Genomic DNA, 13,755 nt, shown 5'->3' with positions numbered 1-13,755 from the left:
ATAGCATCACCTCAGTGTTACTGACAAACCGAGGTGCCTGCATCGCAGGCAAGCCAGCTCCCACATTGGTTTTGTATGGCCTTAACGCTACGGATAGCCCATGAACCGCCTTCGCCTCGCCCTGCCCCTTCTGTTACTGCCCGCCACCGACCTGCTCGCCGACAGTTTCGAACGCGACCAAGCCCTCAAGCTGCCCGACATGGTGATCAGCGCCAACCGCCAGGTCCAGGCGCGCAACGACAGCAGCGCCGCCAACACCGTCTTCACCCGCGACGACATCGACCGCCTGCAACCCACCAGCGTGACCGACTTGCTCAGCCGCGTGCCCGGGGTGCAGGTTTCACAGGCCGGTGGCCGTGGCAGTCTGGCAAGCGTTTACATTCGTGGCACCAAGTCGGCCCAGAGCCTGGTGCTGGTCGACGGCCAGCGCATCGGCAACTCGACTTCCGGGGACAGCAACCTGCAGCACCTGAACATCCAGCAGATCGAACGCGTAGAAGTCCTGCGTGGTTCGCGCTCGGTGATCTACGGCAGCGATGCGATTGGCGGGGTGATCCAGATTTTCACCCGGCGTGGTAACGAGTCCGGCCTGCAACCCCGCCTGCATGTGGGATTTGGCAGCAACCAGACGTGGGAACGCAGCCTGGGCTTGTCCGGCGGCGATGCGCAAACCCGCTTCAACCTCGGCGCCAGCCTGGATGACACGGCGGGAATCAATCGCACGTACGACTCCTATCCCAGCGACCGTGACCATGACGCCTATCGCAACCAGGCCATCAGTTTCAGCCTGAGCCATGCCTTCAACGATGACCTCGAAGCGGGTGTGAACGTGCTGGATAACCGCGGCAAAAGCGAATTCGACAACCCGTTCGGTCGCTTCGATTCGACCACCTTCCAAAGCTTCCAGCAAAAGCCCTACACCCACTTCACCGTGAGCAGTGTCAGCACCTATGTTGACGCGCGTATCAATGACACGTGGAAGTCCCGGCTGGAAGCGGGCCACAGCGAAAACCGCGAAGAAACCCGGGACAAGCTCAGCACCGAACGCAGCGTGTTCAACACTTACCGCAACTCACTGAATTGGCAGAACGACCTGACCCTCAATGAGCAGAACAGCCTGATCCTGGGCGGCGACTGGTACGAGGACCAGGTCAACAGCAGCACAGCGTTCGCCGAAGACAGTCGCTGGAATCGAGCGGCGTTTATCCAGCACCGCTTTCAAGCCCAGTCCTTTTCCACCGAACTGGGCCTGCGTCGCGACGATAACCAGCAGTTCGGCGGCCACAACAGCTGGAGCGGCACCTTCACCCTGCCGCTGAACCCGGACAATGATCTGTTGCTGAGCTACAGCGAAGGCTTCCGCGCGCCTACGTTCAACGACCTCTACTACCCGGACGAATTCGGCTTCAAAAACAGTAACCCGAACCTCAAGCCCGAGACATCGAAAAGCTACGAAGTGCAATGGCGCAGCCAGCTCAGCGACAGCAGCCGACTGGAAGCCTCGCTGTACCGCACCGATATTCAGGACGCGATCGTGTTTGCCAGCAACGGCCCGCAAAACGTCAGCGCCGCACGCATCAACGGCTTCGAGGCGGCGCTCAAGCAAGAACTGTTCGGCTGGCAAAGCAGCCTCGCCGTTGCATTGATCGACCCACGCGACCGCGACACCGGGCGCACACTGGCGCGTCGAGCCCGGCGCACCCTGAGCCTGGACCTGGATCGCCAATTCGATCAATTCGGCGTCGGCGCCAGCTGGCAAGCGGTCAGCAGCAGCTACGACGATGCGGCGAACCAGCAACGCCTGGGCGGGTATGGCTTGCTGGGGCTACGGGGCAGTTGGGCGGTGAACCATGAAGTCACGCTGGAAATGAAGCTCGATAACCTGCTGAACAAGGACTACAGCCGGGCGCTGTATCAGTATCAAGGCCAGCAATATGGCTATCGGGAAGAAGGCCGGGCACTGATGTTCGGGGTGACCTGGACGCCGGAACTCTAAGTCGTCTGCACCGGCCTCATCGCGGGCAAGCCCGGCTCCCACAGGGGACCGTGCTTATCCAGACGACTCGGTCAAATGTGGGAGCTGGCTTGCCTGCGATAGCGGTCTCACAGCCCCGGTGCAATCACCTGACACAACCGCGCCACCGCCTGCAGCATCTGCCCGCTGGGCCGTTCCAGGCCCTTGTCGGGCACCAGCAGCAAATGCCCGTTCGCTACCGCCGCCAGCTGGGGCCAGGCCTTCCAGGCATCCAACTGCGCTTGATCGCCCGCCAGAATCACCTCGGGATTACGCTGCAACACCGACTCAATACTGACCTGCGGTGCCGGTAATTTCAGGTCATCGAACACATTGCGCGCGCCGCACACACTCAGCGCATCGCTGATGATCTGCCCGCCACCCACGGTGTACAGCGGCTGGTTCCACACCTGATAAAACACCCGCAACGGCTCGGCCCGGTGATAGCGTGAGCGCAACTCGGCCAAGCGCTGACGCAACTGCGCGGCCAATTGCCGGCCGGCGTCATCCCGCCCGAGTTGCCGGGCAATGGTTTCGACCTGTGAGGTGAGTTGTTCGAGGCTGTGGGGTTCGGCGACAAATACCGGGATGTTCAGGCGTTGCAGCTGTTCACGCGGGCCCGGGCCGACGCTGCCGGGCCAAAGCAGGATCAGGTCGGGCTTGAGGCTGAGCAGCCGCTCCATGTCCAACTGCCCGTAGTTGCCCACAGACGGCACGTTCGCCAACGCCTGTGGCCGCTCGCCGCCATCCAGCACGCCCACCAGCAAATCGGCGGCGCCCAGTTCAACGACGATTTCAGACAACGAAGGCGCAAGGCTGACCACCCGCTCGACCGCCGCAGCCTGGGCCGCGACAACCAGCAGCCACACCGCCAGCCAGACGCGCATCAACCCAACTGGCGCGGGATGCGGTAGAGGTAGAACAGCACCAGGGTCGACAGTGCCAACAGAAACAGCGGCACCGCTTCCAGCCCGACAAACACTGCCAGCGCGCCGACCCAGGCCGGCAGTGCAGCCACCAGCAACGCCACACGACGGCGGGCCGCGAGGGTGATCCAGGCAGCCGGTTCTTCAGGGGTATCGAGGGCTTTGCCGGTGGCGATCAGCGCGTGTTTATAGCCGTGGAAGTAACGCAGGCTGACAAACATCGAGGCTACGCCGGCGATAAAAAACGGCATCGCCAGCACCGGCAGCAAGGGCTCGGCCTTGCCAAACACGAGGTTGATCACAAACAACGGCGCCAGCGCCAACGCCAGGTATTGCCACCAGTTAAACGACAGCCGCCGCTTGACCTGGCCGCGCGTCACGCCCGATCGGCCTCGCCCTGGTGCTCGTTGCCCATCATGTGGTCGAGCTTGCTGGCCTTGGTGGCCAGGTAGAGCTTGTTGTGCGGGTTGTGGCCGGTGTGCAGAGGCACGCGCTCGGCGACGGTGATGCCCATGTCGGTCAAGGCTTTGACCTTGCGCGGGTTGTTGGTCATCAGGCGCAGGGATTTGACGCCCAGGTGCTGGAGCATCGGCAGGCAGATCCCATAGTCGCGCTGGTCTGCGGCAAAACCGAGGCGCTCGTTGGCTTCCACAGTGTCGGCGCCGCCATCTTGCAGCTCATAGGCGCGGATCTTGTTCAGCAGGCCAATGCCACGGCCTTCCTGACGCAGGTACAGCAACACGCCACGGCCTTCGCGGGCGATGGCCTGCAGGGCGGCTTCCAGTTGCGAGCCGCAGTCACAGCGCTGGCTGAACAGCGCATCGCCGGTCAGGCACTCGGAGTGCACGCGACCGAGGACCGGGGCACCGTCCGCCACGTCACCGAGGCTGAGAACAACGTGTTCGCGCCCGGTGGCTTCTTCAAGAAAGCCATTCATGGTGAACGTGGCAAAAGGGGTTGGCAGCTTGGAAGCGGCGACGAAAACGACGGGCACCTTGTGCTCCTGATTTCAGATTTCACAGGGGAGGGATTGTAACAGTAGGTTCCTACAGACGCTTAAGCTGAATTATCGCTGATAAAGATCAATAGGTTCGATTGGCCTTCAGCTTGGTTCTATGCCTTTCAGAAATGTTGATAGCCACGAATGGCCGGCGTGACGTCCTGGCCAGACGCATCCAGCAGGGTAACGCCCTGCCCCGCCTCGACCCGGCCGATTACATGGACCGGTACACCGGCGGCCAACAGCGGCGCCAGTTCGGCGGGCGGCAAGGTGAACGCCAGTACGTAGTCGTCCCCCCCGCTCAACGCGGCCACCCGGGCATCCGCCTCACCGACGAACGCCAGCAAGGCGGCGGACAACGGCAGTTTTTGCTGCTCGATCAACAAGCTGACAGCCGACGCCTTGGCGATATGCCCGCAATCAGCCAAAAGGCCGTCGGAAATATCCATGGCAGACGTGGCCTTGCCCCGCAACGCCAAGCCCAGCGCCAACTGCGGTTGCGGCGACCAGTAATGGGCCAGCAGCGGCTCGGCGATAGCCGCCTCCGCCGTGCGCTGCCCCAGGACCAGCGGCAAGGCGCCCGCTGCGTTACCCAGCTCACCGCCCACACACAGCAAGTCGCCGGGCCGCGCGCCGCTGCGGGTCAAGGCCTGGCCCGCCGGCACCCGGCCAAACACGGTCATGGTCAGGCTCAGCGGCCCACGGGTGGTGTCGCCACCTACCAGAACCACGCCACAAACCTGCGCCATGGCGTTCAAGCCCTGGGCATAGCGTTGTAGCCAATCGGCATCAACCGTCGGGGTGGTGAGGGCAAGGGTAAACGCGAGGGGATTGGCGCCCATGGCCGCCAGATCGCTGACTGCCACGGCCAGCGAGCGCTGGCCGAGCAGAAACGGATCGCAGGGGTCGGCAAAATGCACGCCGGCCACCAGGGTATCGGTAGAAATCGCCAGCTGTTCCCCGGGAGGAACAGCCAGCAAGGCACAGTCGTCGCCAATCCCCAGTGCAATGCCTTCGCCGCCCTGCGCACAGGGCGCGGCGGCGAAGTAGTTGCGGATCAGCTCAAACTCGCCCATTGCGTCAGCAAGCGCCAGTTAGCGCTTGTACGCCTTCACTTCGGCTTCACGCAGGCGCGGGGCCAGCTTGTCGAGCACGCCGTTGACGAACTTGTGACCGTCGGTGGAACCGTAGACTTTCGCCAGTTCGATCCCTTCGTTGATCACAACGCGGTAAGGCACGTCGACGCGCTTGAGCAGTTCCCAGGTGGACAGGCGCAGTACGGCCAGTTCAACCGGGTCCAGCTCTTCGATCGCCAGGTCCAGGCACGGCGTCAGTGCAGCGTCGATCTCCGCCAAGTTGGCCGGAACACCGTGCAGGATGTCGTGGAAGTAGCTGGCATCGGCCGCGCTGAAATCGTTGTCGACGCGAAACTGCGCCTCGATTTCGTTCAGCGAGGTTTTCGCCATGTGGCGCTGGTACAAAGCCTGGGTCGCGAGCTGGCGGGCCGAACGACGCTTTTCGCTTTTCGATGGCTTGCCGGCGTCTGCCGGGCGCGGGTCCTGGGGGTTGAACTGATCGCTGTCGTCGCTAATCACTTGGCCTCCAACTGCGCCAGCAGGCTGACCATTTCCAGGGCGGACAGGGCAGCTTCAGCACCTTTGTTGCCGGCCTTGGTGCCGGAACGCTCGATGGCTTGTTCGATGGAATCAACGGTCAGGACGCCAAAGGCGACCGGCACGCCGAACTCCATGGACACCTGGGCCAGGCCCTTGGTGCATTCGCCAGCCACGTATTCGAAGTGCGGAGTGCCGCCACGAATGACCGCGCCCAGGGCGATGATCGCCGCGTATTCACCCTGCTGTGCAACTTTCTGCGCAACCAGTGGAATTTCGAAGGCGCCAGGAGCGCGGATGATAGTGATGTCGCTTTCGCTCACACCGTGGCGAACCAGGGCATCCACGGCACCGCTTACCAGGCTTTCAACCACGAAGCTGTTGAAGCGGCCAACCACCAGGGCATAGCGGCCTTTGGGGGCGATGAAGGTACCTTCGATGGTCTTCAGGGTCATTCGACAAATCTCTTAAAGAGCCGGGACGCGCTTAGTGCGCGCCCCTCAGTGATATTTGAACCGCGAACAAGGGGCAAACAACGCCGACCTTTATTCGGAGGGCACGTATTCTACTACTTCCAGGTCGAAACCGGATATGGCATTAAATTTCATTGGCGCACTCATCAGGCGCATTTTGCGCACGCCCAGGTCCCGCAGGATCTGCGAACCGGCCCCGACGATGCTGTAGGTGGTCGGTTTTTTCACCGGCGCGTGGTCGGCGGTTTCGCGGATATGCGCCAGAAGCACGTCGCCATCCAGCGGATGGCCCAGCAGCAATACAACACCGCTGCCGGCCTCGGACACCGCGGACATCGCGGCCCGCAGGCTCCAGCGCCCCGGTTGCTTGACCATCAGCAGGTCGCGCAGCGGGTCCATGTTGTGCACCCGCACCAAGGTTGGCTCTTCAGCGCAGATGGTGCCCAGGGTCAGGGCCATGTGCACGTCGCCTTCCACGGAATCACGATAGGTCACCAGGTTGAACTGGCCCAGTTCGCTGTCCAGCGGCTGCTCGGCAATCCGCTGAACGGTACGTTCGTGGATCATCCGGTAGTGGATCAGGTCGGCAATGGTGCCGATCTTGATGTTGTGCAGCGCGGCAAATTCTTCCAGCTCGGCGCGACGGGACATGGTGCCGTCGTCGTTCATCACTTCGCAGATCACACCGCTCGGCTCGAAACCGGCCATGCGCGCCAGGTCGCAGGCCGCTTCGGTGTGGCCGGCGCGAGCCAGGGTGCCACCCGGCTGGGCCATCAGCGGGAAGATGTGGCCCGGGCTGACGATGTCTTCGGCCTTGGCGTCTTTCGCGGCAGCGGCTTGTACGGTGCGGGCGCGGTCAGCAGCGGAGATACCGGTGGTGACACCGGTAGTGGCTTCGATGGACACGGTGAACTTGGTGCCAAACCCGGAACCATTGCGCGGCGCCATCAACGGCAGCTTCAGCAGCTCGCAGCGCTCGCGGCTCATCGGCATGCAGATCAGGCCACGGGCGTGCTTGGCCATGAAGTTGATGTGTTCCGGCTGGCAGCACTCGGCGGCCATGATCAGGTCGCCTTCGTTCTCGCGGTCTTCGTCATCCATGAGGATGACCATCTTGCCTTGGCGGATGTCTTCAACCAGTTCTTCGATGCTGTTGAGCGCCACGCGGCACCCCCTTGGGTCAGGATTTAAGGTAGCCGTTAGCGGCTAAAAAACTTTCAGTGATGTTCCCGGCGGGCCCTTGAAGAGAGTCAGACTCTGCGGCCTTATCGCCCAATAGAAGGCGCTCCAGGTAACGGGCAAGCAAGTCGACTTCCAGGTTCACCCGGCGACCCGGCTGGTACGACGCCATGATGGTTTCGCTCAGGGTGTGGGGAATGATGGTCAGTTCAAATTCGGCGCCATTCACGGCGTTCACGGTCAGGCTGGTGCCGTCGACGGTGATCGAGCCTTTGTGGGCGATGTACTTGGCCAGCTCTTTCGGTGCGCGAATGCGAAATTCCACGGCACGCGCGTTTTCGCTGCGAGCAACCACTTCGCCGACCCCGTCGACGTGACCGCTGACCAGGTGCCCACCGAGACGGGTGGTCGGGGTCAGGGCTTTTTCCAGGTTCACCGGGCTGCCGCTCTTGAGGTCGTTCATCGCGGTGCAGTCCAGGGTTTCCCGGCTGACATCGGCGGCAAAGCCGTTGCCAGGCAACTCGATAACGGTCAGGCACACACCGCTGACGGCGATGCTGTCGCCCAGTTTGACGTCGCTCAGGTCGAGCTTGCCGGTTTCAACCAGCAGGCGTACATCGCCGCCTTTTGGGGTCATTGCACGGATGCTGCCGATGGATTCTATAATGCCGGTGAACATGCCGTTCTCCTGAAGACGTGGCGCAGGCCGGGAATTATACGCTCGCTGATGGCAGAGGGATGGCAGTGACTCGCCAGTCATCTCCCACAGCGCGCATTTCAGTGATCTTGAGTTGGGGGGCGTCGGCCAGTTTCTCAAGCGGCCAGTCCAGCAAAGGCCGGGCGGCAGAGCCAAGAAACTTGCCGGCGACGAATATCACGTACTCGTCCACCAGCCCTTGCTGGGCGAAGGCACCCGCCAGGCTTGGGCCGGCTTCCACCAACACTTCGTTGACACCACGGGCCGCCAGGGCCACCAGCGCGGAACGCAGGTCGACCTGGCCGTCGACACCCGGCACCACCAGGCACTCGGGGCCTGTGGGGTACTGGTTATCCGGCGTCACGCAGGTGATGACCAGCGCGGGGCCAGCCTTGAAGAACGGCGCATTCAGCGGCACCCGCAGGCGGCCGTCGATCAGCACACGCAGCGGCGGACGGGACATCGCCAGGGCGGTGGTTTCTTCATCCAGGCCCAGTTCGGCGGCGCGCACGGTCAGGCGAGCACCATCGGCCAGCACCGTGTCGGCGCCGGTCAGCACCACACTGGCCTGGGCACGCAGGCGCTGCACAGCGGCACGGGCGGCCGGGCCGGTGATCCATTGGCTTTCGCCGTTGGCCATCGCGGTGCGACCGTCCAGGCTCATGGCCAACTTGACCCGCACAAACGGCAGGCCATGCTCCATGCGCTTGAGAAAGCCCGGGTTAAGCGCCCGCGCTTCGTTTTCCAGCAAGCCGCTGTGGGTCTCGATCCCGGCCTGGGCCAGGCGGCGCATGCCACGCCCGGCGACTTCCGGATTCGGGTCCTGCATCGCTGCCACCACACGGGCCAGGCCGGCATTCACCAAGGCATCGGCGCACGGCGGTGTGTGCCCGTGGTGGCTGCACGGTTCAAGGGTCACGTAGGCCGTGGCGCCCCGGGCTTTGTCGCCCGCAGCCCGCAGGGCGTGGACTTCCGCATGGGGTTCGCCGGTGCGCACGTGCCAGCCTTCGCCGACAACCTGCCCGTCACGCACGATCACGCAGCCAACCCGCGGGTTGGGGTGGGTGGTGTACAGGCCCTTGCGCGCCAGTTCCAGGGCACGGGCCATGTAATGGGCGTCGAGTACCGCTTGTTCTGCCGAAGGTGGGTTCATTCTTTTACCGGCTCACGGGCCAGGCGGTCGATCTCTTCGCGGAACTCGTTGAGGTCCTGGAAGCGTCGATACACCGAGGCGAAACGGATATAGGCGACTTCGTCGAGCTTTTGCAGCTCGCCCATCACCAGTTCTCCAACCACCAGGGATTTGACTTCGCGCTCGCCGGTGGCGCGCAGCTTGTGCTTGATGTGCACCAGCGCCGCTTCCAGCCGCTCGACACTCACCGGGCGTTTTTCCAGGGCGCGCTGCATTCCGGCGCGCAGTTTTTCTTCGTCGAAAGGCTGGCGACTGCCGTCGGTCTTGATCAGACGTGGCAATACCAGTTCGGCGGTTTCGAAGGTGGTGAAACGTTCACCGCAGCCAGAGGCCAGGCATTCACGCCGGCGACGCACCTGTTCGCCCTCGGCGACCAGACGCGAGTCAATGACCTTGGTGTCGTTGGCACCGCAGAAGGGACAGTGCATGGTGGCAGGCAACAAAAAATGGGAGGGCCATGGTAGCGCATCCCTGTGGCAAGACAAGCCATAGCCTTTACGGTATATAGGCTGACTATTATGTTTCATATTTTTTAAGCCACGGATTTTGTCCTTTCTGGAGCCGTACATGCAGTTACGACCACTTGTTTTGCTCACGTTGCTCGGTTTTCTGGTCGCCTGCAGCAGCCATGCCCCAAAACCTGCGGCGCCGGCTCCGGCACCGCAACAAGAGAAAAAACTGCCGGGTGTGGAAGAAGATCTCGGCCCGTTGCCCGCCTACCAGCGTGAAGTCAGCGGCCAATTGAACGGTATACCGGCGGGTGCGGAAGTCGAACTGGCGCTGCTGGTGATCGACGACCGTTCGCGCCCGCAACAACTGCTGGCCAGCAGCGTGCTGATCGGCAACAACAAGCCCCTGGCCTTCCGCCTGCGCTTCAACCCGCAAGCGTTCCCGGCGGGCGGGCGCGTTGAATTGCGTGGTCGCGCCAGCCAGTCCGGCCAGTTGATCCTGCACCTGCCGCCGGTGCGCATCACCCAGGCGATCACCCAGACCACCGGGCCGCTGCAACTCGTTCCCGCACCATGACGCCACCGCTGGGCCTGCAACGCGCACTGAGCGAACTGATCGGCGACGCCCAACTGGTGCCCTGCCCGCTGCCGGGCACCGAGTTGTCGCTGTGGTTACTGGACGCCGACAACATGGACCGCGCCTTCAGCCCCGAAGAAACCCGGCGCATCCTGCATGAGCCGCCGTACTGGAGCTTTTGCTGGGCCAGTGGCCTGGCGCTGGCGCGATACCTGGCGGCCAACCCCGAGTGGGTCGCGGGTAAGCGGGTGCTGGATTTCGGCGCAGGTTCGGGTGTTGCCGGGATTGCCGCGGTAAAGGCCGGAGCGCTGGAAGTGGTGGCGTGCGACCTGGATCCGCTGGCCCTGGCTGCCTGCCGGGCGAATGCCGAACTCAACGGCGTAACACTGGGCTATTCAGAAGACTTCTTCACCGAAGCCGACCGGTTTGACCTGATCCTGGTCGCCGATGTGCTGTACGACCGGGCGAACCTGCCGCTGCTGGATCAATTCCTGACACGCGGCCGCGAAGCGCTGGTCGCCGATTCCCGGGTTCGGGACTTCCAGCACCCGGAGTATCAGCGCCTGGGTATCCTCGACGCCCTGACACTGCCCGACCTGGCCGAGCCGTGGGAGTTTCGCAAGGTGAGCCTGTACCATTCGCAGCGCGCTTGAGAGCATCGCGGGCAAGCCCGCTCCCACATTTGAAATGCATTCCCCTGTGGGAGCTGGCTTGCCTGCGATTGCGATCCTGAGACCGCCCCGCTTTCAGCTAACCCCACCAACCCTTATAGTTGCCCCATCCCCTGCTTTCTTCGAGATTCCCCATGAGTGAGCCCACGCCGTACATCTTCGATGCCACCACCGCCACCTTCGATCAGGCGGTGATCCAGAACTCCTTCGAAAAACCCGTGCTGGTGGATTTCTGGGCCGAGTGGTGCGCACCGTGCAAGGCGTTGATGCCGATGCTCGCGCAGATTGCCGAGAGTTATCAGGGTGAGTTGCTGCTGGCCAAGGTCGATTGCGATGCCGAGCCGGACGTGGTCTCGCGCTTTGGCATTCGCAGCCTGCCGACCGTGGTGCTGTTCAAGGATGGCCAGCCAGTGGATGGGTTTGCCGGTGCGCAGCCTGAATCCGCCGTGCGCGCGATGCTGGAGCCCCATGTGCAGATGCCACCACCGGCGGCTGCCGATCCACTGGAGCAGGCCCAGGCGCTGTTTGCCGAAGGCCGTATCACCGACGCCGAGGCCGTGCTGGTCACCCTGCTTGGCGAAGACAACACCAACGCCGCCGCGCTGATCCTGTACGCACGCTGCCTGGCCGAGCGCGGTGAACTGGGCGAAGCGCAAACCGTGCTCGACGCCGTCAAGAGCGATGATCACAAGGCCGCACTGGCCGGCGCCAAGGCGCAGATCACTTTCCTGCGCCAGGCCGCCGACCTGCCGGACGCCGCAGACCTGAAAGCCCGCCTGGCGCAAAACCCGCAGGATGACGAGGCGGTGTACCAACTGGCCGTGCAACAACTGGCGCGCCAGCAATACGACGCCGCGCTGGATGGCTTGCTCAAGCTGTTCATCCGCAACCGCAGCTACAGCGAAGGCCTGCCCCACAAGACGCTGCTGCAGGTGTTCGAACTGCTCGGCAACGATCACCCGCTTGTCACGGTGTACCGCCGCAAGCTGTTCGCCGCGCTGTATTAAGCCTTACTCGATCCAACTGTACAGCGGCGTATCCCCGCCGCTGGCTACCTTGACCTTGGCGCTATGGCGCAGGCGCACCAGCAGGCGCTTGCCCGCCGAGGCGCTGCCGGCCAGGCCTTCCAGCTGATCAAGCAATTCCAGGCCGTTGAGTTGCCCGGCCTTGCGCAGCAAATCCTGGGCGGCCTGCCACAGGCTCTCGTCCAGGTTACCCGCCGCCGGCGTCACTACCGGTTCGGCGCTCGGGGTTTTGCTGGCCTGCAACTGCGCGCCCAGCCGGGCCCAGTCGCCGTCATCCAGCTCCAGGGTCAAGTCCACCGGCAGGTCACCGACGGTTCCACGAATTCTCAACATCGCACTTACTCCCGCACTTTTCTGACGAGCATGCTCCCACGCGTCTTGCGCTACGCCAAGCAGGCGGTCAAACTCCTCGCAAATTTGTTATAAGATCACATAACAAAACTTTCATCTTTGTCCGGGAGCTCCACCATGCGCCGTTTGCTGCTCGCTTTGCCGTTTGCCCTGTTGCCACTGGCCATCGCCCAGGCTGCCGACGAGCACGACCATGATCACGAGCACGGCAGCCTCGGTGCCCACGAACACGGCGTGGGTCGCCTCAACGCGGTGCTCGACGACCAGGCCCTGGAGCTGGAACTGGACAGCCCGGCGATGAACCTGGTGGGCTTCGAACACCTCGCTACAACGTCCGCCGACAAAGCCAAGGTCGCCGCTGCCCGCAAACAACTTGAACAACCTTTGGTGCTGTTCAGCCTGCCCAAGGCCGCCGGTTGCGTGATCAGCACCCAGGAACTGAACAGCCCGCTGTTCGGCGACAAGCCTGAAGGCGACCACGATGAAGACGATGACGACCACGCCACCGATGGCAAAGGCGCCGCCGCCCACGAACATCACCACGACCACAGCGAAATCCACGCTCACTACCAGTTCACCTGCGCCACGCCGACCGCGCTGAGCAACCTCGACCTGACCCAGGTGTTCAAGACCTTCCCCGCCACCCAGAAAATTCAGGTACAACTCATTGGCCCGAGCGGCCAGCAGGGTGTGGAAGCGACGGCCACAGCAGCCACCCTGAAATTCTGATGTAAACACCACACTGTAGGAGCTGGCTTGCCTGCGATGCAGACGCCGCGGTGCTCCAGAAACACTGCGGTGATGCCATCGCAGGCAAGCCAGCTCCTACAGTTGATCGGTGCCATCATCCAAATCGAGCCAGACCCCTGATTTCCTATGACCCAAGCACTTATCGAACTGTCTGACCTGGGCTTCAACTGGCCGGGTCACCCACAGTTGCTGGACATCCCGACGTTTCGCCTGGAGCCGGGGGAAACCCTGTTCCTCAAGGGCCCCAGCGGCAGTGGCAAGACCACCCTGCTGGGCCTGCTGGGCGGTGTGCAAAAGCCCAGCCGCGGCAGTATTCGCCTGCTGGGCCAGGAGCTGACCGAACTCTCGGCCGGCGCCCGCGACCGTTTCCGGGTCGACCACACCGGCTACATCTTCCAGCAGTTCAACCTGTTGCCGTTTCTCTCGGTGCGCGAGAACGTCGAGTTGCCCTGCCACTTTTCAACGTTACGGGCGCAGCGGGCAATCCAGCGTCACGGCAGCGTCGACCAGGCTGCCGCGACCTTGCTCGCCCACCTGGGCCTGAAGGACAAGAGCCTGCTGGAGCGCCGCGCCGACTCCCTGTCCATCGGCCAACAACAACGGGTGGCCGCTGCCCGTGCGCTGATCGGCCAGCCGGAGCTGGTGATCGCCGACGAGCCGACCTCGGCCCTGGACTACGACGCCCGGGAAGCCTTCATTCAGTTGCTGTTCGCCGAATGCCGCGAAGCAGGCGCCAGCCTGTTGTTCGTCAGCCATGACCAGAGCCTGGCGCCGCTGTTCGACCGCAACCTGTCGCTGGCCGAACTCAATCGCGCCGCCACGCCCGCAGAGGTTTGAG

At 63.2% G+C, this 13,755-nt stretch carries 17 protein-coding genes; 6 read left to right on the top strand and 11 right to left on the bottom strand.

Translation table 11 applies throughout. The annotated features are described in order from the left end of the window. The first annotated feature begins 100 nt into the window (after positions 1 to 100). Positions 101 to 1,996 (top strand): TonB-dependent receptor domain-containing protein, encoded by a 1,896-nt coding sequence (locus HX818_RS25080; RefSeq protein ID WP_177020923.1) that lies wholly within the window; start codon positions 101 to 103, stop codon positions 1,994 to 1,996. Between the two features lie 107 nt (positions 1,997 to 2,103). Here HX818_RS25080 and HX818_RS25075 read toward each other — a convergent pair whose 3' ends face one another. The 10 genes from HX818_RS25075 to nrdR all read right to left on the bottom strand — a co-directional run bounded on the left by HX818_RS25075 (position 2,104) and on the right by nrdR (position 9,522). Then, on the bottom strand, positions 2,104 to 2,901 hold the full coding sequence (locus HX818_RS25075) for a cobalamin-binding protein (protein ID WP_177020922.1): 798 nt from the start codon (positions 2,899 to 2,901) through the stop codon (positions 2,104 to 2,106). Further along, entirely contained in the window at positions 2,901 to 3,320 is a 420-nt protein-coding gene (locus tag HX818_RS25070) for a nuclear FMR1 interacting 1 family protein (RefSeq protein ID WP_008436498.1), read from the bottom strand. The genes HX818_RS25075 and HX818_RS25070 overlap by 1 nt, the downstream gene beginning before the upstream one ends. Then, positions 3,317 to 3,934 (bottom strand): GTP cyclohydrolase II, encoded by a 618-nt coding sequence (gene ribA, locus HX818_RS25065; protein ID WP_003209983.1) that lies wholly within the window; start codon positions 3,932 to 3,934, stop codon positions 3,317 to 3,319. Before ribA ends, HX818_RS25070 begins: the two co-directional genes overlap by 4 nt. A gap of 128 nt (positions 3,935 to 4,062) precedes the next feature. Further along, complete coding sequence (gene thiL, locus HX818_RS25060) at positions 4,063 to 5,016, bottom strand: thiamine-phosphate kinase (RefSeq protein WP_008436495.1); 954 nt, start codon at positions 5,014 to 5,016, stop codon at positions 4,063 to 4,065. An 18-nt stretch (positions 5,017 to 5,034) separates the two neighbouring features. Then, entirely contained in the window at positions 5,035 to 5,535 is a 501-nt protein-coding gene (nusB, locus tag HX818_RS25055) for a transcription antitermination factor NusB (RefSeq protein ID WP_003209985.1), read from the bottom strand. Then, positions 5,532 to 6,008: a 6,7-dimethyl-8-ribityllumazine synthase gene (gene ribE / locus HX818_RS25050; RefSeq protein ID WP_003209986.1), complete on the bottom strand. Its 477-nt coding sequence runs from the start codon at positions 6,006 to 6,008 to the stop codon at positions 5,532 to 5,534. Before ribE ends, nusB begins: the two co-directional genes overlap by 4 nt. Positions 6,009 to 6,098: 90 nt before the next feature. Further along, complete coding sequence (ribBA, locus tag HX818_RS25045; protein WP_003209987.1) at positions 6,099 to 7,190, bottom strand: bifunctional 3,4-dihydroxy-2-butanone-4-phosphate synthase/GTP cyclohydrolase II; 1,092 nt, start codon at positions 7,188 to 7,190, stop codon at positions 6,099 to 6,101. Positions 7,191 to 7,206: 16 nt separating this feature from the next. Continuing rightward, positions 7,207 to 7,884, bottom strand: a complete 678-nt coding sequence (locus HX818_RS25040; protein ID WP_003209988.1) for a riboflavin synthase — start codon at positions 7,882 to 7,884, stop codon at positions 7,207 to 7,209. Between the two features lie 34 nt (positions 7,885 to 7,918). Further along, positions 7,919 to 9,055, bottom strand: a complete 1,137-nt coding sequence (gene ribD / locus HX818_RS25035; RefSeq protein ID WP_003209989.1) for a bifunctional diaminohydroxyphosphoribosylaminopyrimidine deaminase/5-amino-6-(5-phosphoribosylamino)uracil reductase RibD — start codon at positions 9,053 to 9,055, stop codon at positions 7,919 to 7,921. Beyond that, positions 9,052 to 9,522, bottom strand: a complete 471-nt coding sequence (nrdR, locus tag HX818_RS25030) for a transcriptional regulator NrdR (RefSeq protein ID WP_003209990.1) — start codon at positions 9,520 to 9,522, stop codon at positions 9,052 to 9,054. Before nrdR ends, ribD begins: the two co-directional genes overlap by 4 nt. Before the next feature lie 139 nt (positions 9,523 to 9,661). Here nrdR and HX818_RS25025 point away from each other — a divergent pair, with 139 nt between their 5' ends. The 3 genes from HX818_RS25025 (at position 9,662) to trxA (ending at position 11,798) form a co-directional block, all read left to right on the top strand. Next, the gene (locus tag HX818_RS25025; RefSeq protein ID WP_003209991.1) at positions 9,662 to 10,120 is read left to right on the top strand and encodes a YbaY family lipoprotein; all 459 of its coding nucleotides are present in this window, start codon (positions 9,662 to 9,664) and stop codon (positions 10,118 to 10,120) included. Beyond that, entirely contained in the window at positions 10,117 to 10,773 is a 657-nt protein-coding gene (locus HX818_RS25020) for a methyltransferase (protein WP_087692350.1), read from the top strand. Before HX818_RS25025 ends, HX818_RS25020 begins: the two co-directional genes overlap by 4 nt. A gap of 152 nt (positions 10,774 to 10,925) precedes the next feature. Next, entirely contained in the window at positions 10,926 to 11,798 is an 873-nt protein-coding gene (gene trxA, locus HX818_RS25015; protein WP_003209995.1) for a thioredoxin, read from the top strand. Positions 11,799 to 11,801: 3 nt separating this feature from the next. Here trxA and HX818_RS25010 read toward each other — a convergent pair whose 3' ends face one another. Further along, positions 11,802 to 12,149, bottom strand: coding sequence for a hypothetical protein (locus tag HX818_RS25010; RefSeq protein ID WP_003209997.1), 348 nt, complete (start codon positions 12,147 to 12,149; stop codon positions 11,802 to 11,804). 135 nt (positions 12,150 to 12,284) lie between these two features. Between HX818_RS25010 and HX818_RS25005 the strand changes: the two genes are divergently transcribed. Continuing rightward, the gene (locus tag HX818_RS25005) at positions 12,285 to 12,896 is read left to right on the top strand and encodes a DUF2796 domain-containing protein (protein WP_177020921.1); all 612 of its coding nucleotides are present in this window, start codon (positions 12,285 to 12,287) and stop codon (positions 12,894 to 12,896) included. Positions 12,897 to 13,043: 147 nt separating this feature from the next. Further along, positions 13,044 to 13,754, top strand: coding sequence for an ABC transporter ATP-binding protein (locus HX818_RS25000; protein ID WP_008436477.1), 711 nt, complete (start codon positions 13,044 to 13,046; stop codon positions 13,752 to 13,754). Position 13,755 lies beyond the last annotated feature (1 nt).

This window comes from Pseudomonas sp. F9001 (assembly GCF_013385435.1).
GTDB lineage: Bacteria > Pseudomonadota > Gammaproteobacteria > Pseudomonadales > Pseudomonadaceae > Aquipseudomonas.
Note: the sequence above shows the minus strand (reverse complement) of the source record. Positions and strands in the feature narration are given on the sequence as shown.

Excerpts from the sequence above, each read along its gene's own strand:
- HX818_RS25080 (WP_177020923.1), top strand. The coding sequence starts at position 101 with ATGAACCGCCTTCGCCTCGCCCTGCCCCTTCTGTTACTGCCCGCCACC.
- HX818_RS25075 (WP_177020922.1), bottom strand. The coding sequence starts at position 2,901 with ATGCGCGTCTGGCTGGCGGTGTGGCTGCTGGTTGTCGCGGCCCAGGCT.
- thiL (WP_008436495.1), bottom strand. The coding sequence starts at position 5,016 with ATGGGCGAGTTTGAGCTGATCCGCAACTACTTCGCCGCCGCGCCCTGT.
- ribE (WP_003209986.1), bottom strand. The coding sequence starts at position 6,008 with ATGACCCTGAAGACCATCGAAGGTACCTTCATCGCCCCCAAAGGCCGC.
- HX818_RS25040 (WP_003209988.1), bottom strand. The coding sequence starts at position 7,884 with ATGTTCACCGGCATTATAGAATCCATCGGCAGCATCCGTGCAATGACC.
- ribD (WP_003209989.1), bottom strand. The coding sequence starts at position 9,055 with ATGAACCCACCTTCGGCAGAACAAGCGGTACTCGACGCCCATTACATG.
- nrdR (WP_003209990.1), bottom strand. The coding sequence starts at position 9,522 with ATGCACTGTCCCTTCTGCGGTGCCAACGACACCAAGGTCATTGACTCG.
- HX818_RS25025 (WP_003209991.1), top strand. The coding sequence starts at position 9,662 with ATGCAGTTACGACCACTTGTTTTGCTCACGTTGCTCGGTTTTCTGGTC.
- HX818_RS25020 (WP_087692350.1), top strand. The coding sequence starts at position 10,117 with ATGACGCCACCGCTGGGCCTGCAACGCGCACTGAGCGAACTGATCGGC.
- trxA (WP_003209995.1), top strand. The coding sequence starts at position 10,926 with ATGAGTGAGCCCACGCCGTACATCTTCGATGCCACCACCGCCACCTTC.
- HX818_RS25010 (WP_003209997.1), bottom strand. The coding sequence starts at position 12,149 with ATGTTGAGAATTCGTGGAACCGTCGGTGACCTGCCGGTGGACTTGACC.
- HX818_RS25005 (WP_177020921.1), top strand. The coding sequence starts at position 12,285 with ATGCGCCGTTTGCTGCTCGCTTTGCCGTTTGCCCTGTTGCCACTGGCC.
- HX818_RS25000 (WP_008436477.1), top strand. The coding sequence starts at position 13,044 with ATGACCCAAGCACTTATCGAACTGTCTGACCTGGGCTTCAACTGGCCG.